Consider the following 24,598-nt stretch of genomic DNA (forward strand, 5'->3'; position numbering starts at 1 on the left):
GTAGGAGCCGGCTTGCCGGCTCCCACAGGTTACGCAGAACGCCTTTAGAACCTACCAACAGGAAGCCTCGAATGAACCAGGCAGACTTCATCATCATCGGCGCCGGCATTGCCGGCGCCTCCACCGGTTTCTGGCTGGCCCAGCATGGCCGGGTCATCGTGCTCGAACGTGAATCGCACCCGGCCTATCACTCCACCGGACGTTCCGCCGCCCTCTACACCGCCGCCTACGGCACACCTCAAGTACGCGCCCTGACCCTCGCCAGCCGGGCCTTCTTCGACGCGCCGCCGCCCGGCTTCGCCGAACACCCGTTGCTCACCCCCCGGGGCGAAATGACCGTGGACTTCACCGGCGACCCGGAAGAACTGCAGCAGCAATACCTCAGCGCCAAAGCCAGCGTGCCCGAGATGCAATTGCTCAGCGCCGACCAGGCCTGCGCGCGCCTGCCGATCCTGCGCCGGGACAAAGTCCACGGGGCGATCTACGACCCCAGCGCCAGTGACATCGACACCGACGCCCTGCACCAGGGCTATCTACGCGGTATCCGCCGCCAGCAAGGACAGGTCCACACCGACTGCGAGGTCCTCTGTCTTGAGCGTGATGCCGACGGCCTGTGGCAGGTCCGCACGGCCGGACAAACCTTCAGCGCCAAAGTCGTGATCAACGCCGCCGGCGCCTGGGCCGACAAGATCGGCGCACTAGCCGGCGCGCGCCCCCTGGGCCTGCAACCCAAGCGCCGGGCCGCCTTTATCTTCGCGCCGCCCGAAGGCCTGGAGATCCACGACTGGCCGATGCTGGTCAGCCTCGATGAGTCCTTCTATATGAAGCCGGATGCCGGCATGTTCCTCGGCTCCCCGGCCAACGCCGACCCGGTCGAGCCCCACGACGTGCAACCGGAAGAACTGGACATCGCCATGGGCATCTACCAGATCGAAGAAGCCACCACCCTGAGCATTCGCCGACCGACCCGCACCTGGGCCGGCCTGCGCAGCTTCGTCAGCGACGGCAACCTGGTCGCGGGTTTCGATCCCCTGGTCCCCGGCCTGTTCTGGGTCGCCGCCCAGGGCGGCTACGGCATCCAGACCTCGCCGGCCATGGGCCAGGCCAGCGCGGCGCTGGTGCGTGGCCAAGCCTTGCCCGAGTCGCTCGCGCACTTCGGCCTCGATGCCGCGATGCTCGCCCCTGCCCGTCTCGGGTGACGACTGGCGCTGATTGCGGCACACTCTTTAGTACGCCCGTACCTGGGCATCACCCTTTCGCACCTGCTGATCGGGCCTGCCTCTTGCAAGGCGACCCGATCATCGCACCAGCTGTTTTCCTTTGGCCCCCTCCCAAAGACGCTGAAGTTGCCTGGAGAACCACCATGACAGCCAGACAGGCCCCCGCCCTGGATAACTTCCGGGCGATTGCCGATGCCATCGCCACCCTGTTCTTTCCCCATGCGGAAGTGGTGCTGCACGACCTGCGCACGCAGCGGATCGACTACATCGCCAACAACATCTCCAAACGCGAGATCGGCGACGACGCAGCACTGGAGGACATGCTCGAGGAAGGTATCAACGAGCGCAATATCGGCCCTTACGAGAAACTCAACTGGGACGGCCAGAAGATTCGCAGTGTCAGCACCGTGCTGCATGACACCCAGGGCTGCCCCTTGGCGGTGCTGTGCATCAACCTGAATATTTCCCTGTTCGAAAGCGCCAGGGCGGCGCTGGACCTGTTCCTCTCACCGAACAAACTGATCCCGCAGCCCGATGCGCTGTTCCGCGATGACTGGCAGGAGCGGATCAACACCTTCCTGCACAACTGGCTGCGCCAGCGGCAGTTGGGACTGAACCTGCTGACCCGCGACCACAAGCGCGAGCTGGTATTGGCGTTGCACGCCGAGGGCGCATTCAAAGGCAAGAGCGCGGCCAACTATGTGGCCAATGTGCTGAATATGGGACGGGCGACGGTGTACAAGCACCTGAAGGAGTTGAAGGCGGAGGTTTGAGGGCAACCCCATCGCCCGGTTTGTAGAGATCTTGCCCAATATCAGTCAATACAAGAAGGCCTGGAGCCGGGTGCGGTTTTGTGGCGAGCGGGCTTGCCCGCGTTCGGCTGCGCAGCAGTCGCAAAACCTGTGACTGCGTTTTATCTGACACGATGAAGTCGCTGACTTCAGGGGCGCTTCGCGCCCCAACGCGGGCAAGCCCGCTCGCCACAAATTTCGGCCAGGCCGAAGACATCAGTGCTCCAACCATCAGTCGCCGTAGATATCCGTCTTGAAGTACTTGCCCTCGATCTTCTGGTACTCGCCGCTGGCGCGCAGCCCGTCGATGGCCTTGTTCAGCTTGCTCACCAGCTCGCTGTTACCTTTGCGCACCGCGATCCCGGCGCCCTCGCCCACATACTTCGGATCTTTCAACTCCGGCCCGACAAAGGCGTAACCGGCACCACGCGGCATCGAGAGGAAATCATCCAGCGGGATGGTGTCGGCAAAGATCGCATCCAGGCGCCCGGATGCCAGGTCCATGTAGATTTCTTCGTTGTTGCTGTAGCGCATCACCTTGATGCCCAGCGGCTCGAAGACTTCCGTGGCGTAACGGTCGGTGGTAGTGGAACGCTGCACACCGACGGTCTTGCCCTTGAGGCTGGCGTACTGGTCATCCACCACCGCGCCCTTCTTCATGACCAGGCGCGAGGAGGTGAAGTAGTACTTGTGGGTGAAATCCACCGACTTCTTGCGCTCGTCGGTGATGGTCATGGACGACAGCGCCGCGTCGATTTTCTTGACCTTCAAGGCCGGGATCAGGCCATCGAACTCGCCCTCGATCCACTCGCACTTGACCTTCATCTGTGCGCACAGGGCGTTGCCGATGTCGTAGTCGAAGCCGACGATGGTGCCTTCGGCGGTTTTCGAAGCAAAGGGCGGGTAAGCCGCCTCGATGCCGATACGCAAGGTGGGCTCGGCGGCAAACGCAGTACTGCCGGCCAGCAGGCTCAAGGCCAGACCGCCGATCAGGGTGAACTTCTTCATGCTGGAACTCCCGCTCTTTTATTTGAGGTGTTGTGGCAAGACAGTAGGAAAGAAGACGACAAAGCTATTTTGTACTTATTTGTCCATATTGGACTTGCAAGTACAAATCGTCAACGGGTAGATGCCTGCACCCTGTCAGAAAGCCATGCACCGATGAATGTTTGAAGATGAGACGGCTTGCAGGCAATGAGGCCCGCCAGTCTTGCAGCACCCGCACCGCCGCCATCGCTGGCAAGCCTGGCTCCTACAGGATACGGGCGCAGACAAAATCTCTGTTCGACTCCGGACTCATGTGGGGGCAGGCTTGCCAGCGATGGCGGCCTGGAGCCTGACGTAGATAAAGCGGCAAACCGTTATTTCCAGCGTTCCGCCGCCGCCTGGTCGCTGGCACGACCCTCGACCCAGTGCGGGCCTTCGGCGGTGTTTTCCTTTTTCCAGAACGGGGCCTGGGTCTTCAGGTAGTCCATGACGAAATTGCAAGCGTCGAACGCAGCCTGACGATGGCCGCTGGTCACCCCGACAAACACGATGGGCTCGCCCGGTTCCAGGGCGCCGACCCGGTGCAGCACCTCCAGCCCGAGCAACGGCCAGCGCTCCCGGGCCTGCGCCACGATCTTGCCCAGGGCCTTTTCGGTCATCCCCGGATAATGCTCAAGGAACATCCCGGCCACTTCACGTCCGTCGTTGAAATCGCGGACGTAGCCGACAAAACTCACCACCGCGCCGATTCCCAGGTTGGCGGCGTGCAAGGCATTCACCTCGGCCCCCGGGTCGAACGCCTGCACCTGCACGCGAATCGCCATCTCAGCCTCCGGTCACCGTGGGGAAAAAGGCCACTTCGTCGCCGTCGGCCAGTGGCTCGCTCAGTGAACAGAGGTCCTCGTTACGGGCACACATCAGGTTCTGCTCGGCGAGAACCTCCATCCCCTCGCGCAACAACAGTAACCGGCGGACAGCATCGACGCTGGCGAAATCCCCCTCCAGCGCCAGCTCGTCCACCCCGAGCGCCTCGCGGTAGCGGGCAAAGAACTTCACCAGGATCTTCATGGCGCATCCGCCAGGTAGTGCCCGCTCTTGCCACCGAGCTTTTCCAGCAAGCAGACGTTTTCGATGATCATGCCGCGATCCACCGCCTTGCACATGTCATAGATGGTCAGCGCCGCAACACTGGCGGCGGTCAGCGCTTCCATCTCCACGCCGGTCTGCCCGGACAGCTTGCAGCGCGCGACGATGCGCACGGCATCCTCGCCGTCAGCGCTCAGTTCGACCTTGATACTGGTGAGCATCAGCGGATGGCACAAGGGGATCAGGTCGGAGGTTTTCTTCGCCGCCTGGATACCGGCGATCCGCGCCACGGCGAACACATCGCCCTTGGGATGGCCACCGCTGACGATCATTTGCAGGGTCGCGGGCAGCATGCGCACGCGGGCCTGGGCCACGGCCTCGCGGAAGGTCACGGCCTTGTCGGTGACGTCGACCATATTGGCGCGACCTTGGGAATCGAGATGAGTCAGCACAGCGATACTCCTGATCAGGAACGTCGATTGTAAACCCGCGGGTCAGTTTTACGCGACCATCGCAAAATGTGTGGCGGCACGCGGATTTAATGTGGGGACTGGCTTGCCGGCGATGGCGTCCGGATAGGCAATGCCAGACTCAAGGGCTCCATCGCTGGCAAGCCAACTCCTACAGGGATCGTGGCAACCACGATATTGGGGGGCGACATAAAAAAGGCGGCCGCCTGGCCGCCCTTGGTGTGGATGGGATTACAGGTGGGATTCGGCGTATTCGGCCAAGATCGAACGCGGCACGCCCTGCAGCGTGATGTGCACGCCGTTCGGGAAGTCCTTGAAGCGTTCGGTCAGGTAGGTCAGCCCGGAGCTGGTCGCGGACAGGTAAGGGGTGTCGATCTGCGCCAGGTTACCCAGGCACACCACTTTGGAACCGGCACCGGCACGGGTGATGATGGTTTTCATCTGGTGCGGCGTCAGGTTCTGGCACTCATCGATCAGGATCAGGCTCTGCTGGAAGCTGCGCCCACGGATGTAGTTCAGCGATTTGAACTGCAACGGCACCTTGCTGAGGATGTAGTCGACGCTGCCATGGGTGCTTTCATCATCCATGTGCAAGGCTTCGAGGTTGTCGGTGATCGCCCCCAGCCAAGGCTCCATCTTCTCCGCCTCGGTGCCGGGCAGAAAGCCGATCTCCTGGTCCAGCCCCTGCACGCTGCGGGTCGCGATAATGCGCCGGTAGCGCTTGCTGACCATGGTCTGTTCGATGGCGGCGGCCAGGGCCAGGATGGTCTTCCCGGAACCGGCAGCGCCGGTCAGATTGACCAGGTGGATATCCGGATCGAGCAAGGCGAACAGCGCCAGGCTCTGGTAGACGTCACGCGGTTTCAGGCCCCAGGCCTCCTGGTGCAACAGGGGTTCCTGATGCAGATCGAGAATCACCAGCACATCGGCGCGGATTTCCTTGACCCAGCCGACAAAGCCCTGTTCGTCGATGATGAATTCGTTGACGTGCACCGCCGGCAGGTTGTCGGTCAGTTGCACCTGGTGCCAGGTGCGACCATGGTCCTGGCGGGTCTCGACCTTGCTGACACGATCCCAGAACGAGCCTTTGACGTCGTGATAACCGTTGGGCAGCAAGGACACGTCGTCGACCAACTGGTCGGTGCTGTAGTCCTCCGCCGCGATCCCGCAGGCGCGCGCCTTGAGGCGCATGTTGATGTCCTTGGTCACCAGGACCACCCGCAGGTCCTTTTCCCGCGCGTGCAGATCGATCAACTGATTGATGATGATGTTGTCGTTCAGGTGTTCGGGCAGCACCAGGTTCGGTTCGCTGCGCTTGCTCATCAGGATCGACAGCAGGCCCTTGGGACCGCTCTTGCCACGCTGGATCGGTACGCCCAGCTCGACGTCCTCGGGACTGGCGTCGCCCAGGGTCTTGTCGATCAGACGGATCGCCTGCCGGCATTCGGCGGCGACACTGTGATGCCCGCCCTTGAGCTTGTCGAGCTCCTCAAGCACGGTCATCGGGATGGCGACATGGTGTTCTTCGAAGTTGAGTAACGCGTTTGGATCGTGGATCAGTACGTTGGTATCGAGCACGTAAAGGATTGGCTGGTTGGAAGAAGGAGTGCGTCCGTGATCATCCATACTCGGTCACCTTTGTGGGAGCCAGTCGACGCAATACCTTGACGGTGCCGCGCCTCGAAGTGACCGCCGAATTCGCCTGTGAAGGGGCAGGCGTTCTGTGCACAAGTAGGGTCTTGTAAGACGCCACCTGTGTCGCAGGTTTCGGCGGTCTGACTCCGTAATACCGCAAAAGACATGACAGGAAAAAGCACTTTGACGTTTTTTTGAAGTTTATTTTTCAAGCTGACGAATAGCCCTTGGCGAGGCGCCCGCACACCGTTACAGTCGGAAGTCTGCCTGCATCGAAATCATCCGCTGATTTTCCCCCGGCCCAACAAATACGGGCACTTGGTTTTTTCCCTCCTAACGAAATGCTTCCTTGCACTCCTGCCAGCCGAGCCCGCTTTCGGCGGTCTGCTTGAGTAACCAGGGTAACGCCGTGCGTGCCTTGTCCTGGGTGTCATGAAAGACGATGACCCCACGCCGCCAGAGCAGCATCAAGGTCATCACCCGCTGGGCGGACTGCTCGGCGCTGAGCTTGCCGCTGGCATCCGCCGAATCGATGTCCCACAAGGCGACCTGCAGGTGCTGGGCCTTGAAGAACGCCGCGGCGTCGGCCCGGCGCTGCCCGTATGGCGGCCGAAACAGCGCCACATAGTTGTCCGGCAAGGCGCTCTGGACCAGCGAGATACTGCGCAGGATCGAATCCTCCCAGTCCTGCCATTGGCTGTGGGAGCGGTACTGCCAGCCTTCCATACCCACGCATTGCTGGCGGTAAAGCTCGCGCACCGCCGGCATCGAAGTCTTGTCCAGGCGGGCCTGCAAGGCATTGCCGAGGACAAAGAACAGGCCACTCATCTTCTGCTTGCGCAGATAGTCGGCCAACTCGTCGGTATTGCCCTGGGCCAGCGTCGGGCCGCCGTCGAAGGTCAGCAGGAACAGACGGTCATTGAAACCTTCGCCATTGCGCTCGTGATCGCCCATCAGCTGGATCTCGCTGCTGGTCTGCGGTAACAGCGCGGCCAGGCGCAGCAGTTCGTCCAGGTAACGCTCATGGAAGGCCCGGGACGGTAGCGCCCAGCGCGCATAAAAGGAGTCTTCGCCAACCCGGAACTTGCCGGCGGCGGTCCGCAGGCTCTCCAGGTCTTCGACATAGAAGCAGAAGGAGGCGTCCTGCTCGCAACTTTGCTGGGCGGCGTTGTAGCTGGTCAGCAGGCGCTGCCAGAGACGCTGGCGCAGCGTATCGATCGAGACCATGTTGATCTGCTTGAGCCCCAGGCGCTTCTTCAGGGCCGGTTCGTCGAGCAACTCGCTGACCAGCAGCGCATGGGCGAACATCAGCACCTCGGCGCGCGAGGCGACATCGAACAGTGCCGGGCTGCTCAGTTGCTCGGGCCAGACGCTGCGATCCAGGGTCGCGGGGTCGTTCGGCGCGGCGGCGACCGCGAGGCAGGCCAGCAGGGCCGAGAAGAAAAGAACAATGCGCAAAAGGGTGACTCCATTTCAGAACCCGCCGCGCACTATAGCCGATCTGACGACCGGAGCCTTTGTGGTGGCTTTTCCGGCCTCTTCGCGGGCAAGATCAACAAAGATCTCCCAGACAAACCACACGGCGGCTATCGCCATCATAGGTGGAGTCAAACCGCCCAAGCCCCTAGAATCGCCCGACGATTAAAGGAGACGACTTCATGCTGATGGTGATTTCCCCCGCCAAGACCCTCGATTTCGAAACACCGGCGGTGACCCGGCGCTTCACCCAACCGCAGTACCTGGACCACTCCCAGGAGTTGATCGAGCAACTGCGTACATTGAGCCCGGCGCAGATCAGCGAGCTGATGCACGTTTCCGACAAGATCGGCGGCCTCAACGCCGCGCGTTTCGGCAGCTGGAACCCGGCTTTTACCCCGGACAACGCCAAACAGGCGCTGCTGGCGTTCAAGGGTGACGTCTATACCGGCCTCAATGCCGAAGACTTCAGCGACGTCGACTTTGATTATGCCCAGACCCACCTGCGCATGCTCTCCGGCCTCTACGGCCTGTTGCGCCCACTGGACCTGATGCAACCCTATCGCCTGGAGATGGGCACCCGGTTCGCCAACGCCCGGGGCAAGGACCTCTACGCCTTCTGGGGCAAGCGCATCAGCGAATGGCTCAATGAAGCCCTGGCCGAACAAGGCGACGACGTGCTGCTGAACCTGGCGTCGAACGAGTACTTCTCGGCGGTCAAACGCTCCGCCCTGAACGCCCGCATCGTCAATACCGAGTTCCGCGACCAGAAGAACGGCCAGTACAAGATCATCAGTTTCTACGCGAAAAAAGCCCGCGGGATGATGGCCCGCTTCGTGATCCGCGAGCGCATCCAGAGTCCCGAGCAATTGAAGACGTTCGACGAACAAGGCTACCGGTTCAGCGCTGAACTCTCCAAGGTGGACAACCTGGTGTTTTTGCGCGATCACGCGCCGGAGTAAGACGATACGCCTGTTAGACCGCGTTATCGTTTTTCGCGGGCAAGCTGCGCTCCCACATCAGTATCGATGTCGTAGCAAAATTTTGTGTACCACTGAAAACCTGTGGGAGCGCAGCTTGCCCGCGAAAAGGCCGGCACAGACACCGCAACCCCCTCAGGCACACACTTCTGTTACCCTGCCCCCAGTCGGTGCACTACACGCAATGTGTAACTCCCGCCCCCCCTATACCCCCTCCTGAAACACCAAAAAGCCATTTAATTGACGCCAATAAACCGACCGTTACAACCATGAAAATTCTTTCACTCGACATTTACAATTTTTTTGAGTAGTGGCACGCAAAATTTTTTCCCATAGTGGCACACCACCATCCCAGCATTTTTAATCCCCATAACTAAAGGGCGAAACGGAAAGTGCTATCAATATGAAGCCGTGCCATCTTTTCGTCTGTTTCTAGAAATCCAAGAAAACAGGATGAGCGGACTGGAACTTATGTTCCGAAGCATTGCTCATACCACCGGTAACGATTCTCACAGTGCTTGTAAGAGATGACTTACATTGAGGCGGGATGAAATGTTTAAGTTGCCAACAGCGACTTACAACCGCGCCCCACAATTCAAACCACAGCAAAGGACAGGAGATACGCAACCTTGATATCCCCTAAAAGGCCAAGGCAGGCCCCCGGACAAAGCACTTGCAGGCGGTTCACAACCTGTTGATCCACAAGGCTTCTCTGTGGGCAGCAGAAAGTTTAGAGCACGCAGGCAAGGGTCTTCTCGCTGAAGGCCGGCCACATTCAAGGGCACGCCCCTATAACAAGGCCAAGTTGCGCACAACTTGAGTGCAATTATTTAGCCACTCGACGCTTATATGCCTGCCTTCGGGAGACACGACCTATTGGGTCGCACTTCCGAACGCACCACGGTTACTGGCTACATTAACTCCGGCCATTTAATGGCGTGATTAAGATAGAGGTAAATGCAATGCGCATTAGCATATTCGGTTTGGGTTACGTCGGTGCAGTCTGTGCCGGTTGCCTGTCTGCACGGGGCCATGATGTCATTGGCGTCGATATTTCCCAGGACAAGATCGACCTGATCAACAACGGCAAATCGCCGATTGTCGAACCCGGCCTGGAAGCCCTGCTGGCCGAGGGGATTGCCAGCGGTCGACTGCGCGGCACCACCGACTTCGCCGAAGCGATTCGCAGCAGCGACCTGTCGATGCTCTGCGTCGGCACGCCGAGCAAGAAGAACGGCGACCTGGAGCTCAACTACATCGAATCGGTGTGCCGCGAAATCGGTTTTGTCCTGCGTGACAAAACCAGTCGCCACACCATCGTCGTGCGCAGCACTGTGCTCCCGGGCACGGTGAAAAACGTGGTGATCCCGATCCTCGAAGACTGTTCGGGGAAAAAAGCCGGGGTCGACTTCGGCATCGCGGTCAACCCCGAGTTTCTCCGTGAAAGCACCGCGATCAAGGACTACGACTTCCCACCGATGACCGTGATCGGCGAATTCGACAGCGCTTCCGGCGACGTCCTCCAGGCGCTCTACGAGGAGCTCGACGCACCGATCATCCGCAAGGACATCGAGGTGGCCGAGATGATCAAGTACACCTGCAACGTCTGGCACGCCACCAAAGTGACCTTCGCCAACGAAATCGGCAACATCGCCAAGGCGGTCGGGGTCGACGGACGCGAAGTGATGGAGGTGGTCTGCCAGGACAAGACCCTCAACCTGTCCCAGTACTACATGCGCCCCGGCTTTGCCTTCGGCGGTTCCTGCCTGCCCAAGGACGTGCGCGCCCTGACCTACCGCGCCGCCTCCCTGGACGTCGACTCGCCGCTGCTCAACTCGCTGATGCGCAGCAACGAAAGCCAGGTACAGAACGCCTTCGACATCGTCGCCAGCCATGACAAACGCCGCATCGCCCTGCTCGGCCTGAGCTTCAAGGCCGGTACCGACGACCTGCGCGAAAGCCCGCTGGTGGAATTGGCGGAAATGCTCATCGGCAAGGGCTTCGACCTGAGCATCTACGACAAGAACGTCGAGTACGCCCGTGTCCACGGGGCGAACAAGGACTACATCGAATCGAAGATTCCCCATGTGTCGTCCCTGCTCAATGCTGACTTCGACGAGGTGATCGACAACAGCGACGTGATCATCCTCGGCAACCGTGACGAGAAGTTCCGCGCCCTGGCCGAGAACGCCCCGCATGGCAAGCAGGTCATCGACCTGGTCGGCTTCATGTCCAAGGCCACCAGTGCGAGTGGCCGGACCGAAGGCATCTGTTGGTAAACCCGCTGCAACCGCGGCGCGGTTGATCGCCAGCAAGCCGGCCGCTACAGGACAGCGATCACGTACGACCCGGCACCGCGGGAGCCGGCTTGCTGGCGATGGCGTCCGAAAGGACGCCTTGGTCCCGATATGGGTAACGCCTGCCTTAACACCATCGAGCCAGCCACCCGGCTCGCCCGAGACAGAGACGGATGCAGATTATGCACAGGCTAAAGCACGGCCTCCTTCAAACCGCCGGTTGGCTGTTCTACTTGAGTTTGCTGATGGGCCTGGCCTTGTTGCTGCCCACTTCGACCTTCGACGCCGACTCCAAGGACTTCATCTTCCTGATCGGTGCCGTGGGCATCTGGCGCTACTCCATGGGCGCCACCCATTTCGTCCGCGGGATGATTTTCCTCTACATCGTCTACCCGCACCTGCGCCGCAAAGTGCGCAAGCTGGGCAAGGCCGCGGACCCGTCGCAGGTGTTCCTGATGGTCACCAGCTTCCGCATCGATGCGCTGACCACCGCCCAGGTCTACAGCTCGGTGATCCGCGAAGCCATCGACTGCGGCTTCCCCACCACCGTGGTCTGCTCCCTGGTGGAAATGTCCGATGAACTGCTGGTCAAGAGCCTCTGGGCGAAAATGAACCCGCCCGATCGCGTCAGCCTCGACTTCGTGCGCATCGCCGGCACCGGCAAGCGCGACGGCCTGGCCTTCGGTTTCCGCGCCATCTCCCGCCACCTGCCGGACGAGCGCGCCGTGGTCGCGGTGATCGACGGCGACACCGTCCTCAGCGAAGGCGTGGTGCGCAAGACCGTGCCCTGGTTCCAGCTGTTCGGCAATGTCGGCGGCCTGACCACCAACGAGTTCTGCGAGGTGCGCGGCGGCTACGTCATGAGCGAATGGCACAAGCTGCGCTTCGCCCAGCGTCACATCAACATGTGCTCCATGGCCCTGTCCAAGCGCGTGCTGACCATGACCGGGCGCATGTCGGTATTCCGCGCCAGCGTGGTCACCGACCCGGACTTTATCGCCGACGTCGAAAGCGACTCGCTGCAACACTGGCGCCTGGGCCGCTTCAAGTTCCTCACCGGCGACGACAAATCCAGCTGGTTCAGCCTGATGCGCCTGGGCTACGACACCTTCTACGTGCCCGACGCGGCGATCCACACCGTGGAACACCCGCCGGAAAAGAGCTTTATCAAATCCAGCCGCAAGCTGATGTACCGCTGGTACGGCAACAACCTGCGGCAGAACTCCCGGGCCCTGGGCCTGGGGCTGCGCCGCCTCGGCCTGTTCACCAGCGTGGTGCTGTTCGACCAGCGCGTGTCGATGTGGACCTCGCTGCTGGGACTGACCGTAGCGCTGATCGCCAGCTTCAAGTACGGCATTGCGTTCATCCTCGCCTACCTGCTGTGGATCGGCATGACCCGGCTGATCCTGACGCTACTGCTGGCCTGTTCCGGGCACAGCATCGGCCCGGCCTACCCGGTGATTCTTTATTACAACCAGATCGTCGGCGCCCTGATGAAGATCTACGTGTTCTTCCGCCTCGACCGTCAATCCTGGACCCGCCAGGACACCAAATTGAGCCGCGACCTCGCCAGCTTTCAAGGTTGGTTCAACACCTGGTCGTCTCGGACCATGACCTTCTCCGCCGGCAGCATCTTCGTCGCCGTGCTGATGACGATGGTCTGACCCGACTCGCCTGAATTAGCTAATGGAGCTTTACCCATGAACTCTCAAGTCAATGCCAACGTCGTCCACGAATCCGAAGCCCAACGCCAGCATGCGCGGGTGAAAATCCCGGCCAAGCTGCGCTTTTTCGGCAGCGAGAACCAGCCCCTGGAAGTCCGGGTGCATGACCTGTCCGCCGGCGGCCTGAGCTTCAACGTCCCGCCACAACAAGCCCTGAAGCTCGGCGAGGTGTACAAGGGCCGCCTGCAATTCGTCATCGACAACCTCGGCCTGGCCATGGATGTCGAGTTGCAAGTGCGCTCCCATGACCGCCAGAGCGGTCGGGTCGGCTGCCAGTTCCAGAACCTGGAACAACAGGACATCGCCACCCTGCGCCACCTGATCACCTCGCACCTGTCCGGCGACATCGTCAACATGGGTGACGTGCTCGCCACCCTGCAACGTGACAACTTCACCAAGGCGCGCAAGAAAAAATCCGACGGCAGCGGCATGAGCGCGTTCGGCCGCCTGCGCGCCGTGACCTTCAGCCTCGGCATCTTCGTGGTCGGCCTCGCGGCCTTCGGCTTTGTCCTGAAATCGGTGTATGGCCTGTACTTCGTCAGCCACGCCCAGGCCGGCCTGGTCAGCGTGCCGGGCATAAGCATCACCATGCCCCGCGACGGCACCGTGCAAAGCCTGATCAAGGAAGACGGCGTCGCCGCCAAGGGCGCGCCGCTGGCGACCTTCAGCACCAGCATGCTCGATGTGCTCAAGGGCCATCTGGACGAAGAGCAACTGGCTCCGGCCAAGGTCGAGGAACTGTTCGGCAAGCAGATGATCGGCACCCTGACCTCGCCCTGCGATTGCACGGTGGCGCAGCAACTGGTCGCCAACGGCCAATACGCCAGCAAGGGCGATGTGATCTTCCAACTGGTGCCCAAAGGCAGCCTGGCGAACGTCGAGGCGCGCTTCTCCTATCGCCAGTTCGGCGACGTGCGTCCGGGCACCCGAGTGAACTTCCAGATCGCCGGCGAAGACCATGTACGCCAGGGCAAGATCGTCAGCAGCAGCAGCCTGAAAAGCACTGACCTGTCGTCCGATATCCGCGTCCTGATCAAGCCGGACGAAAGTCTCGACAGCACCCTCGCCGGCCGTCCGGTGGAGGTCAACAGCGACCGTGGGCCGAGCATGAACTGGCTGATCGACAAAGCCATGGCCGCCGGTCTGTAAGCGGAGGACATGCCTGTGACGACCTTACGCATCCTGCCGCTGACACTGGCTATGGCAATCAGCCTCGCCGGCTGTGCCGGCCTGCCCGACCAGCGCCTGGCCAATGAAGCGCTCAAGCGCGGCGACACCGCCGTGGCCGAGCAGAACTACCGCCAACTGGCGGACCTGGGCTATACCGAAGCCCAGGTCGGTCTGGCCGACATCCAGGTGGAAAGCCGCGACCCGGCCCTGCTCAAACAGGCCGAGGCGACCTACCGCGCCGCCGCCGCCACCTCGCCGCGGGCCCAGGCCCGCCTGGGTCGCTTGCTGGTGGCCAAGCCCGGTGCCAGCGCAGCCGAACACCGCGAAGCCGAAGGTCTGTTGAAAAAGGCCTTCGCCAACGGCGAAGGCAACACCCTGATTGCCCTGGCCATGCTCTACCTGCAATTCCCGCAGAGCTTCCCCGAGATCAATGCCCAGCAACAGATCAGCCAATGGCGCAGCGCCGGTTACCCGGAGGCGGGTGTGGCCCAGGTGCTGCTGTACCGCACCCAGGACACCTATGACCAGCATCTGGACGAGGTGGAAAAGATCTGCAAGAACGCGCTCCACAGCTTCGACATCTGCTACGTCGAACTGGCCACCGTGTACCAGAAGCGCGCCCAGCCGGAGCAACAGGCCGCCCTGCTCAAACAACTGCAGGCCGCTCACAGCCGTGGCGCCGTCGGCGCCCAAAGGATCGACAGCGTAGCCCGGGTGCTCAGCGATGCGAGCCTCGGCCAACCGGACACCAAGACCGCGCAAGCGCTGCTCGAACAGATCGCCCCCGGCTACCCGGCATCCTGGGTCAGCCTGGCGCAACTGCTCTACGACTTCCCCGACCTGGGCGACGTCAAGCAGATGATGGAATACCTCGACAACGGCCGCGCCGCCGACCAGCCCCGCGCCGAACTGCTGCTGGGCAAGCTCTACTACGAAGGCAAGTGGGTGACGGTGGACGCCAAACAGGCCGAAGCGCATTTCCAGAAAGCCCTCGGCAAGGAAGTCGCCGCCGATTACTACCTGGGGCAGATCTATCGCCGCGGCTACCTCGGACAGGTCGACTCGCAAAAGGCCCTCGACCACCTGCTCAAGGCGGCCCGCAACGGCCAGAACAGTGCCGACTTCACCATCGCCCAACTTTTTTCCCAGGGCAAAGGGACCCGACCCGACCCGCTCAACGCCTACGTTTTCAGCCAGTTGGCCAAGGTCCAGGACACCCCGCTGAGCAATGACCTGGCCCAACAACTCGACACCCAACTGCCGCCTGCCCGACGTGCCGATGCCCAGCGCCTGCTGCAACAGGAGCAACGCCTGCGCGGGACCCTGAGCCGCAATCCGCTGGACCTGCAACAAGTCCTGCAAGAAGGCGACCGCGAGGAAAAAACCTTATGACACTCAATCCTTTCGTCAAGGCCGGTATCGGCCTGAGCTGCGCCCTGCTCTGGTCCTGCCCGAGCCTGGCGGCGATCACCGAGACCCAGAACTTCGGCCTCGAAGTGAAAATCACCGGCCAGTCGGAAGACGACCGCGACCTCGGCACCCTCAAGGGCGGCGACGTCAACGGCATCGGCCTGGACCTGCGGCCGTGGGCCTACGGCGAACGCGGCAACTGGAGCGCCTACGCCATGGGCCAGGCCGTGACCGCCAGCGACATCATTGAAACCGACACCCTGCAGCAGTCCGATGCCAGCCAGGAAACCTCGAGCAACGACGCGCGCAAACCGGATAAAAGCTACCTAGCCCTGCGCGAATTCTGGATCGGCTACAAGGGCCTGACCCCTTATCCGGGGGAGATGCTGAAACTCGGTCGCCAGCGCCTGCGCAATGACGACGGGCAATGGCGCGACACCAATATCGAGGCGCTGAACTGGAGCTTCGACACTACCCTGCTGCGCGCCAACCTGGGCGCCGCCGAGCGTTTCAGCGAGTACCGCACCGACCTCACCGAACTCGCGCCGAAAGACAAGGACCGCCTGCATGTCTACGGCGACGTCGCCTACCAGTGGACACCCGGCCAATGGCTCGGCGTACGCGCCCACCACAGCCACGACGACGGCAAGCTCGACTACCCGACACCGGGTGTCGCCGCCGACCCGCTGGACAAGAAGGCCAACGGTGACCTGACCTGGCTCGGTGTGGAAGCCAATAGCGATGCCTACAATTTCAAAAACACCAACACCATCAACTACTGGGCCAGCCTGACCGGCATGAGCGGCCACCGCGACAGCGTCAACCCGCTCAATGCCGACGGCAGCCGACCGGTAGATGCCAGCCAAGGCAGCCACATCAACGGCTGGGCCACCGACCTCGGCGTGCGCCTGCGCCTCGACCCGAACTGGCAGGTCGGCGCCGCCTATGCCCGCGCCAGCGGCGATTACGAACAGAACGGCCTGGAAAGCAACCGCTCGAACTTCACCGGTACCCGCTCGCGGACCCACCGTTTCGGCGAGGCCTTCCGTGGCGAAATGAACAACCTGCAGACCGCCACCCTGTTCGGCTCCTGGCAGCTGCGCGAGGACTACGACGCCAGCCTGATCTACCACAAGTTCTGGCGCGTCGACGGGCAGAAGGACGTCGGCAGCAACGGCATCAACGCCGTGCAGGGCAACTACGACGACGCCACCGGCGCGCTGCTCTCCAGTGCCTCGCTGCCGTTGCAGGACGGCAAGAAGGACCTCGGCCAGGAAGTCGACCTGGTCGTGACCAAGTACTTCAAGCAAGGCCTGCTGCCGGCCGCCCTGAGCCAATCGATCGATGAACCTTCGGCGCTGGTGCGCTTTCGCGGCGGCGTGTTCAAGCCCGGCGATGCCTATGGCAAGAGCGTCGATTCCTATATGCACCGCGCGTTTGTCGACGTGATCTGGCGCTTCTGATGCAAACCGCCAAGGGAGTGACCGAGATGAACCACAGCGCCATGCAAGGCTCGCTCAGCGTATTGGCCGGCGCCCTGCTGCTGGCCAGTAGCGCGGCCTTTGCCAGCGTCGAGGCGCCGCCCGGCAAAACCGAGCACGCGCCGATCCTGGCCAAGGAACTGCAACAGGCCAAGACCTACACCGTGAGCAGCGCCCCGACCGCGCCGCTGCACCTGGAAAAGCCCAAGCTGCCGGACCTCGGCGGCTACACCGGCAAGGCGGTCGCGGCAAAGATCGTGCGCGGCAAGCCGGGCCAGATCAGCGTGCGGCGGATGATGCAAGAAGACGCCCTGAAGGACTTTATCGGCGGCGATAACAAGATGGCCGAGTGGGTGGTGCGCCAGCACGGTATTCCCCAGGCGATCTTCATCGACGACGGCTATATCAACCTCAAGGATCTGAGCAGAAAACTGCCCAAACAGTACATCAGCGAAACCTCGCCGGGGGTATTCCTGGCCAGGTTGCCGATCGTGGTCGGGCGCAAGGGCATCCTTGAAATCGACGGCCAGACCCAGGAACTGCGGCTGTCCCAGGAAGGCGGCTCGTTCCTGATCAACGACGGCCAACTGTTTATCCGTGACACCAAAGTCACCGGCTGGCGCGAAGCCGACAACGGCCCGGCGAGCTTCCGCTCGCCCAAGGAATTCCGGCCGTTCCTCCTGGCCTGGGGCGGCACCGAGACCTATATCGCCAACAGCCGGATGGCCAGCTTGGGCTATGCCAACAGCAAGTCCTATGGCGTGAGTATTTCCCAGTACACGCCAAACATGGCCAAGGTGCTCAAGCGTTCGGAGCCGACCGGTTGGATCATCGGCTCCGAGTTCTCGGACATGTGGTACGGCTTCTACTGCTATGAGACCCGTGACTTCGTGGTCAAGAGCAACACCTACCGCGACAACATCGTCTACGGCATCGACCCGCACGACCGCTCGCACGGACTGATCATCGCCGACAACACCGTACACGGTACCAAGAAGAAGCACGGCATCATCATTTCCCGGGAAGTGAACGACAGCTTCATCTTCAACAACCGCAGCTATGACAACCATCTCTCGGGCCTGGTGATCGACCGCAACAGCGTCAACAACCTGATCGCCTACAACGAGATCTACCAGAACCACACCGACGGCATCACCCTCTACGAGAGCGCCGACAACCTGATCTACGCCAACAAGGTCATCGGCAACCAGCGCCACGGCATCCGGATCCGTAACAGCGTGAATATCCGCCTGTACGAGAACGTCTCGATGGCCAACGGCCTGACCGGGGTCTACGGCCATATCAAGGACCTGAGCGACACCGACCGCGACATCGAGCTCGACCCGTTCGACGCCGAGGTCTCGCTGATAGTGGTCGGCGGCGAACTGGCCGGCAACGGCAGCGGCCCGCTGTCCATCGACTCGCCGTTGAGTGTCGAGCTGTACCGGGTGTCGATGCTCGCCCCGACGAAAAACAGCGGCATCAGCTTCAGCGGGATTCTCGGCGAGCGCCAGGATGAAATTCTCGACCTGCTGGTGCGCCAGCAGAAAGCCGTGCTGATCGACCCCGTCGAACGCCAGACACCCTTGCGGGATTGAGGACGACCTTTATGAACCCACACCTGATCAAACTGCTCGGCCTGTCCGGCCTCGCCGCGGCGATCTTCGTCGCCAGCGGTACCCTCAAGGCCGAGGAAGTCCAGGCACCGAGCTTCAGCGCCGAACCCTGCTGCAGCCTGTGCCCGGCGGCCCATGACGCGAAGAACTACACCACCCGCTACCAGCAGAACTTCACCACTCTGGTCCAGGCCCAGGGTGATTGGCTGTTCCGCACCCAGGAAGACCTGCGTACCGAGTTCGACACCAGCCCCGAAGGCTACCGGCGCCTGCAACAACTGCACGATGCCTTCAAGAGCAAGGGCGTGGAGCTGGTGGTGGTGTACCAGCCGACCCGTGGCCTGGTCGATCGCAACAAGCTGTTCCCGGCCGAACGCGCCAAGTTCGACTATGAGAAAGCCCTGGGCAACTACCAGAGCATGCTCGGGCGCTTCGCCAGGATGGGCTACCACGTACCGGACCTGTCGCCGCTGACCAACGAGCAGCAGGCCCACGACTTCTACTTCCGTGGCGACCAGCACTGGACCCCGTACGGCGCCGAGCGCACCGCGAAGATCGTCGCCGAAACGGTGAAGAAGATGCCGGGCTTTGCCGACATTCCCCGCCGCGAATTCGAGACCAGGATCTCCGGGCGCATGGGCAAGACCGGCACCCTGCACAACATGGCCGGCCAGCTCTGCGGCACCAGCTACGCGATCCAGTACATGGATCAGTTCAGTACCGAGCCCAAGGGCGAAGCGGCGGACGGCGACCTGTTCAGCGATGCCGCCAACCCGCAGATCACCCTGGTGGGCACCAGCCACAGTGGCAAGAACTACAACTTCGCCGGCTTCCTGCAACAGTACATCGGCGCCGACATTCTCAACGTCGCCTTCCCCGGCGGCGGCCTGGAAGGCTCGATGTTGCAGTACCTGGGCAGCGATGAATTCCAGAAGACCCCGCCGAAGATCCTGATCTGGGAATTCTCGCCGCTGTACCGCCTGGACCAGGAAACCATCTACCGGCAGATGATGGCCCTGCTCGACAACGGCTGCGAAGGCAAGACCGCCGAGATGAGCAGCAGCACCACGGTCAAGACGGGCAAGAACGAACTGCTGGTCAACAGCAACAACCGCGACCTGCGCAACAGCGCGCACCAGGTCGATATCCGCTTCGCCGACACCTCGGTGAAAACCCTGCACGCCACCCTCTGGTACATGAACGGCCGCCACGAGGACATCAAGATCGACAAACCGAAAACCTCCGACACCGACGGACGTTTCGCCTTTGAACTGCGCACCGACAAAGACTGGGCCAACCAGAACCTGCTGGCCGTCGAAGTCCAGGGCCCGGAAGCCGGCGGCGCGCCACAGCAAGTCGAGGCGAAAATCTGCAAACGCAACGTATTCCCCAGCGCCGAGCCCCATGTGGCACAGGCCGGGCTATGAGGTGCCTACCGATGAAACTCCGCACACTGCTTGCTCCTTCTCTACTGGGCCTGGCGATCATCGCCGGCTCGACCCAGGCCGCCGCGCCACTGCGTCCGCCCCAGGGTTACCTGGCCGCCATCGACAAGGTCAAGAGCGGCGACAACAGCGACGGCTGTGACAGCATGCCGCCGCCCTACACCGGCTCGTTGCAGTTCCGCAGCAAATACGAGGGCTCCGACAAGGCCCGCTCGACCCTCAACGTACAGTCGGAAAAAGCCTTCCGCGACACCACTTCCGACATCACCAAGATGGAGCGCGGCACCAGCAAGCGGGTGATGCAGTTCATGCGTGACGGGCGCCCGGAACAGTTGAGCTGCACCCTGAACTGGCTGACCGCCTGGGCCCAGGCCGACGCGCTGATGTCCAAGGACTTCAACCACACCGGCAAGTCCATGCGCAAATGGGCCCTGGGCAGCATGGCCTCGGCCTATATCCGCCTGAAGTTCTCCGACTCCCGTCCGCTGGCGAGCCACCAGAAGGAAGCGCAACTGATCGAGGCCTGGTTCAGCAAGATGGCCGACCAGGTGGTCAGCGACTGGGACAACCTGCCGCTGGAAAAAACCAACAACCACTCGTACTGGGCGGCTTGGTCGGTGATGGCGACCGCGATCGCCACCGACCGTCGCGACCTGTTCGATTGGGCGGTGAAGGAATACAAGGTCGGGGCCAACCAGATCGACCCGCAGGGTTTCCTGCCCAACGAACTCAAGCGCCAGCAACGGGCCTTGGCTTATCACAACTACGCGTTGCCGCCGCTGGCGATGATCGCCAGTTTTGCCCTGGCCAACGGCGTGGACCTGCGCCAGGAAAACAATGGCGCGCTGAAGCGCCTGGGTGAGCGGGTACTGGCCGGGGTCAAGGACCCTGGGGAATTCCAGGCCAGGAATGGCAAGGACCAGGACATGACCGACCTCAAGGTCGACTCGAAATTCGCCTGGCTCGAACCCTACTGCACGCTCTACACCTGTGCGCCCGAAGTGCTTGAACACAAGCATGCGATGCAACCGTTCAAGACCTTCCGCCTGGGCGGCGACCTGACCAAGGTCTACGACCCGACGCACGAAAAGGGCAACAAAAGCCCGTAACACCAGTCCTCCCACTCTCCTGTGGGAACGCAGCTTATGTGGGAGGTTGGGATTGATTCAAATGTTGTAGAGCTCCCCGATTACCACGGGGGGTTTGGGGGGGCCTTGGCCCTTGATCGTTGATGAAACAAGGAGAGATCGGGATGGTATTTTCATCCAATGTGTTCCTGTTCCTGTTCCTGCCGATCTTTCTCGGCCTGTACTACCTGAGCGGGCAACGCTATCGCAACCTGCTGTTGCTGATCGCCAGCTACGTGTTCTACGCCTGGTGGCGGGTCGACTTCCTGGCGTTGTTCGCCGGCGTCACCCTGTGGAACTACTGGATCGGCCTCAAGGTCGGCGCCGCCGGCGTGCGCAGCAAGCCGGCACAACGCTGGCTGCTGCTCGGCGTGGCCATCGACCTGGGCATCCTCGGCTACTTCAAGTACGCCAACTTCGGTGTCGACAGCCTCAACGCGATCATGACCTCGTTCGGCCTCGAACCCTTCATCCTGACCCACGTGCTGTTGCCGATCGGGATCTCGTTCTACATCTTCGAGTCCATCAGCTACATCATCGACGTCTACCGCGGCGACACCCCGGCGACCCGCAACCTGATCGACTTCGCGGCCTTCGTGGCGATCTTCCCGCACCTGATCGCCGGCCCCGTACTGCGCTTTCGCGACCTTGCCGAACAGTTCAACAACCGTACCCACACCCTCGACAAATTCTCCGAAGGCGCCACGCGGTTCATGCAGGGTTTTATCAAGAAGGTCTTTATCGCCGACACCCTGGCGGTGGTCGCCGACCATTGCTTCGCCCTGCAGCAGCCGACCACCGGCGACGCCTGGCTCGGCGCCCTGGCCTATACCGCGCAGCTGTACTTCGACTTCTCCGGCTACAGCGACATGGCCATCGGCCTGGGCCTGATGATGGGCTTCCGCTTCATGGAGAACTTCAAGCAGCCGTACATCAGCCAATCGATCACCGAATTCTGGCGGCGCTGGCATATCAGCCTGTCGACCTGGCTGCGCGACTACCTCTACATCACCCTGGGCGGCAACCGCAAAGGCACGCTGACCACCTACCGCAACCTGTTCCTGACCATGCTGCTCGGCGGCCTGTGGCACGGCGCCAACCTCACCTACATCGTCTGGGGTGCCTGGCACGGCCTGTGGCTGGCGATCGAAAAAGCCCTGGGCATCGACACCTCGCCACGGCGTTTCAACCCGATCCGCTGGGCCCTGACCTTCCTGCTGGTGATCATGGGCTGGGTGATCTTCCGCTCTGAAAACCTCCACGTCGCCGCGCGCATGTACGGCGCCATGTTCAGCTTCGGCGAGTGGTCGCTGTCGGAACTCAACCGCGCCAGCCTCACCGGCCTGCAAGTGGCGACCCTGGTGCTGGCCTACGCGACCCTGGGGTTCTTCGGCCTGCGCGACTTCTACCGCAACCCGCCCGCCGCCAAAGCCAAGGCCAAACCCGCCGACGGCCCGGCCAGCGCGCAACCCGGCCTGATCAAGGCCGCCCCCGGTGAGGCGGCCGGCAGTATCCACGAGCCCGGCTATAGCGTCGGGGTCGAGGCCGAGGTGCAACCGGCTTACTGGGTCGCCGACTGGCCGCGTTATGTGATGCGCTGCCTGGTGCTGCTGCTGTTCATCGCCTCGATTCTCAAACTCTCGGCGCAAAGCTTCTCGCCGTTCCTTTACTTCCAGTTCTGAGGGAGCCGACCATGACCCGAGCACTCCGCATCCTCTACGTCGCCCTGTTCCTCGTCACCTTGCTGGCGCTGGGGCTGTGGTCCCTGCGCAGCTTTATCGGCTTCAGCACCAACGCCGACGCGACCTTGCTCGACGGGCGCTGGAGCAAGGCGGTCGAGACCCGCTACGACGGTGAATTCCCGATCAAGCGCCTGGGCACCAACCTCTGGGCCGCGCTGGACTTCAAGCTGTTCAACGAAGGCCGTCCGGGGGTGGTACTGGGCCGCGACCAGTGGCTCTACAGCGACGAGGAATTCAACCCCATCGCCGGCGAGCAGCAGAACCTGCAAGGCAACTACGCGCTGGTCGAAGGCGTGCGCCAGGCCCTCAAGGCCAAGGGCGTGAAGCTGGTGCTGGCGATCGTTCCGGCCAAGGTCCGCCTGTACCCGGAACACCTGGGCGACGTGCGTCCGGCGAGCATCCACGCCAACCTCTACCGGGACTTCCACGCCCGGGCCGCCGCTGACCGGATCCTTGCTCCCGACCTGCTGGGCCCGCTGCAACAGGCCAAGCAACAAGGCCAGCAAGTGTTCCTGCGCACCGACACCCACTGGACCCCGGACGGCGCGCAGATCGCCGCGACCCAACTGGCCGCCGCCATCGGCAAGCACGCCCCGCTCAGCGGCGAGCCGCAGCGCTTTGTCACCGAAGCCGAGAAAACCGAACAGCACAAGGGCGACCTGACCCTGTTCCTGCCGCTGGACCCACTGTTCAGCGACCTGATGCCGCCCCAGGAGCCCCTGGAAAAACGCACCACCCGTGCCGCCGACGATCAACCGGCCGGTGCAGACGCGTTGTTTGCCGACAAGGAAGTCCCGGTGGCGCTGATCGGCACCAGCTACAGCGCCAACCCGAACTGGAACTTCGTCGGCGCGCTGAAGCAGGCCCTGCACCGCGACGTGGTGAATTACGCCGAAGACGGCCACGGCCCGATCCTGCCGATGCTTGCCTACCTGGAAAGCGACGCCTTCAAGAACAACCCGCCGCAGCTGCTGATCTGGGAATTCCCGGAGCGCTACCTGCCGGTCAACAACGAAATCGGCGATGCCGACCCGCAGTGGGTCGCGCAATTGAAAGCCAACGGCATCCGTCAACAAAACCTGGTCCAGAACACCACTAAATCCGAGTCGCCCGCACAGGCGCAAAACTGAAAGAGGTACTTACCATGACCTTCAACACTACTCGTAAAAACACCCACGGCCGCGCGGTCAAAACCCTGGCCATGGCCGCGGGCCTGAGCCTGTTGTCCTTGTCCGTCTGGGCCGGCGATGCCGCCCTGTATGGCCCGATCGCACCGAAGGGTTCGAGCTTCGTACGCCTCTACAACGCCAGCAACCAGGAGGTCAGCGCCAGCGTCGGTGCCACGGCGCTGAGCGATGTCGCGCCATTGGCCAGCAGTGACTTCAGCTTCATGCCCGGCGGCGACTACAGCGCCAAGGTCGGCAGCCAGAGCCTGTCGGTGAAACTCGCCGCCGACCACTATTACACCCTGGTCAACACCACCAGCGGCCAACCGCAACTGATCGAAGAGCCGCCGTTCAAGAACAAGCAGAAGTCCTTGGTACGGGTGCAGAACCTGAGTGACAAGGCCCTGACCCTGAAGACCGCCGACGGCAAGACCGACGTGGTCCAGGCGGTGGCGGCCAAGGGCCGTGGCGAACGCGAGATCAACCCGGTGAAAGTCAGCCTGGCCCTGTACGACGGCGGCACCAAGGTCAGCGACCTCAAGCCGGTGGCCCTGGAGCGCGGCGAAGCGGCGGTGCTCTACGTCACCGGCAACGGCAGCAACCTGTCGCCGGTGTGGGTCAAGCGCCCGGTTTCGACGCGCTGACCGACTCACCACTGATTCAGGTCACTCATACACCTATCAAGCCGGTTGAATTACCTGTGGCGAGGGGGCTTGCCCCCGCTGGAGCGCGAAGCGGTCCCAAAACCTGTGACCATGCACTATCAGGTAAATCG

The 24,598-nt window shown here is 62.2% G+C and carries 20 protein-coding genes; 14 read left to right on the forward strand and 6 right to left on the reverse strand.

Going from position 1 to position 24,598, the window contains the following annotated elements; genetic code table 11:
- The first annotated feature begins 71 nt into the window (after positions 1-71).
- Positions 72-1,199, forward strand: coding sequence for an NAD(P)/FAD-dependent oxidoreductase (locus M5B96_RS01540; protein WP_248794744.1), 1,128 nt, complete (start codon positions 72-74; stop codon positions 1,197-1,199).
- Between the two features lie 164 nt (positions 1,200-1,363).
- Complete coding sequence (locus M5B96_RS01545) at positions 1,364-1,993, forward strand: transcriptional regulator (RefSeq protein WP_248794745.1); 630 nt, start codon at positions 1,364-1,366, stop codon at positions 1,991-1,993.
- Positions 1,994-2,242: 249 nt separating this feature from the next.
- On the opposite strand, the gene M5B96_RS01550 is transcribed toward M5B96_RS01545, so the two are convergent.
- The 6 genes from M5B96_RS01550 to M5B96_RS01575 form a co-directional block, all read right to left on the reverse strand.
- A complete protein-coding gene (locus M5B96_RS01550) occupies positions 2,243-3,019 on the reverse strand; it encodes an ABC transporter substrate-binding protein (RefSeq protein WP_248794746.1) in 777 nt (258 codons plus the stop codon).
- Between the two features lie 353 nt (positions 3,020-3,372).
- The gene (moaE, locus tag M5B96_RS01555) at positions 3,373-3,822 is read right to left on the reverse strand and encodes a molybdopterin synthase catalytic subunit MoaE (protein ID WP_248794747.1); all 450 of its coding nucleotides are present in this window, start codon (positions 3,820-3,822) and stop codon (positions 3,373-3,375) included.
- A gap of 1 nt (position 3,823) precedes the next feature.
- Entirely contained in the window at positions 3,824-4,066 is a 243-nt protein-coding gene (locus M5B96_RS01560; RefSeq protein WP_248794748.1) for a MoaD/ThiS family protein, read from the reverse strand.
- Complete coding sequence (gene moaC, locus M5B96_RS01565; protein WP_248794749.1) at positions 4,063-4,536, reverse strand: cyclic pyranopterin monophosphate synthase MoaC; 474 nt, start codon at positions 4,534-4,536, stop codon at positions 4,063-4,065. The genes M5B96_RS01560 and moaC overlap by 4 nt, the downstream gene beginning before the upstream one ends.
- Positions 4,537-4,785: 249 nt before the next feature.
- Positions 4,786-6,180, reverse strand: a complete 1,395-nt coding sequence (locus tag M5B96_RS01570; RefSeq protein ID WP_248794750.1) for a PhoH family protein — start codon at positions 6,178-6,180, stop codon at positions 4,786-4,788.
- A gap of 342 nt (positions 6,181-6,522) precedes the next feature.
- The gene (locus M5B96_RS01575; RefSeq protein ID WP_248794751.1) at positions 6,523-7,647 is read right to left on the reverse strand and encodes a polysaccharide deacetylase family protein; all 1,125 of its coding nucleotides are present in this window, start codon (positions 7,645-7,647) and stop codon (positions 6,523-6,525) included.
- A gap of 200 nt (positions 7,648-7,847) precedes the next feature.
- Between M5B96_RS01575 and yaaA the strand changes: the two genes are divergently transcribed.
- The 12 genes from yaaA to M5B96_RS01635 all read left to right on the forward strand — a co-directional run bounded on the left by yaaA (position 7,848) and on the right by M5B96_RS01635 (position 24,467).
- A complete protein-coding gene (gene yaaA, locus M5B96_RS01580) occupies positions 7,848-8,627 on the forward strand; it encodes a peroxide stress protein YaaA (RefSeq protein ID WP_248794752.1) in 780 nt (259 codons plus the stop codon).
- A gap of 980 nt (positions 8,628-9,607) precedes the next feature.
- Positions 9,608-10,924 carry a nucleotide sugar dehydrogenase gene (locus tag M5B96_RS01585; protein ID WP_248794753.1) on the forward strand — a complete coding sequence of 439 codons (1,317 nt, stop codon included), beginning with the start codon at positions 9,608-9,610 and terminating at the stop codon, positions 10,922-10,924.
- A gap of 200 nt (positions 10,925-11,124) precedes the next feature.
- On the forward strand, positions 11,125-12,606 hold the full coding sequence (alg8, locus tag M5B96_RS01590) for a mannuronan synthase (protein ID WP_412548571.1): 1,482 nt from the start codon (positions 11,125-11,127) through the stop codon (positions 12,604-12,606).
- Positions 12,607-12,642: 36 nt separating this feature from the next.
- A complete protein-coding gene (locus M5B96_RS01595; protein ID WP_248794754.1) occupies positions 12,643-13,815 on the forward strand; it encodes an alginate biosynthesis protein Alg44 in 1,173 nt (390 codons plus the stop codon).
- Positions 13,816-13,824: 9 nt separating this feature from the next.
- A complete protein-coding gene (algK, locus tag M5B96_RS01600) occupies positions 13,825-15,228 on the forward strand; it encodes an alginate biosynthesis TPR repeat lipoprotein AlgK (protein ID WP_248794755.1) in 1,404 nt (467 codons plus the stop codon).
- Positions 15,225-16,709: an alginate export family protein gene (locus M5B96_RS01605; RefSeq protein WP_248794756.1), complete on the forward strand. Its 1,485-nt coding sequence runs from the start codon at positions 15,225-15,227 to the stop codon at positions 16,707-16,709. Before algK ends, M5B96_RS01605 begins: the two co-directional genes overlap by 4 nt.
- Entirely contained in the window at positions 16,709-18,325 is a 1,617-nt protein-coding gene (gene algG, locus M5B96_RS01610) for a mannuronan 5-epimerase AlgG (protein ID WP_248794757.1), read from the forward strand. The genes M5B96_RS01605 and algG overlap by 1 nt, the downstream gene beginning before the upstream one ends.
- Before the next feature lie 11 nt (positions 18,326-18,336).
- Positions 18,337-19,770, forward strand: coding sequence for an alginate O-acetyltransferase (locus tag M5B96_RS01615; protein ID WP_248794758.1), 1,434 nt, complete (start codon positions 18,337-18,339; stop codon positions 19,768-19,770).
- Between the two features lie 11 nt (positions 19,771-19,781).
- Positions 19,782-20,897 carry a mannuronate-specific alginate lyase gene (locus tag M5B96_RS01620; RefSeq protein WP_248794759.1) on the forward strand — a complete coding sequence of 372 codons (1,116 nt, stop codon included), beginning with the start codon at positions 19,782-19,784 and terminating at the stop codon, positions 20,895-20,897.
- A gap of 143 nt (positions 20,898-21,040) precedes the next feature.
- A complete protein-coding gene (locus tag M5B96_RS01625) occupies positions 21,041-22,597 on the forward strand; it encodes an MBOAT family O-acyltransferase (protein WP_248794760.1) in 1,557 nt (518 codons plus the stop codon).
- 11 nt (positions 22,598-22,608) lie between these two features.
- On the forward strand, positions 22,609-23,787 hold the full coding sequence (locus M5B96_RS01630) for an alginate O-acetyltransferase (protein WP_248794761.1): 1,179 nt from the start codon (positions 22,609-22,611) through the stop codon (positions 23,785-23,787).
- 14 nt (positions 23,788-23,801) lie between these two features.
- Positions 23,802-24,467 carry an alginate O-acetyltransferase AlgF gene (locus M5B96_RS01635; protein WP_248794762.1) on the forward strand — a complete coding sequence of 222 codons (666 nt, stop codon included), beginning with the start codon at positions 23,802-23,804 and terminating at the stop codon, positions 24,465-24,467.
- Positions 24,468-24,598: the final 131 nt, after the last annotated feature.

It is taken from the genome of Pseudomonas sp. MWU13-2105, from assembly GCF_023242315.1.
Taxonomy (GTDB): domain Bacteria; phylum Pseudomonadota; class Gammaproteobacteria; order Pseudomonadales; family Pseudomonadaceae; genus Aquipseudomonas.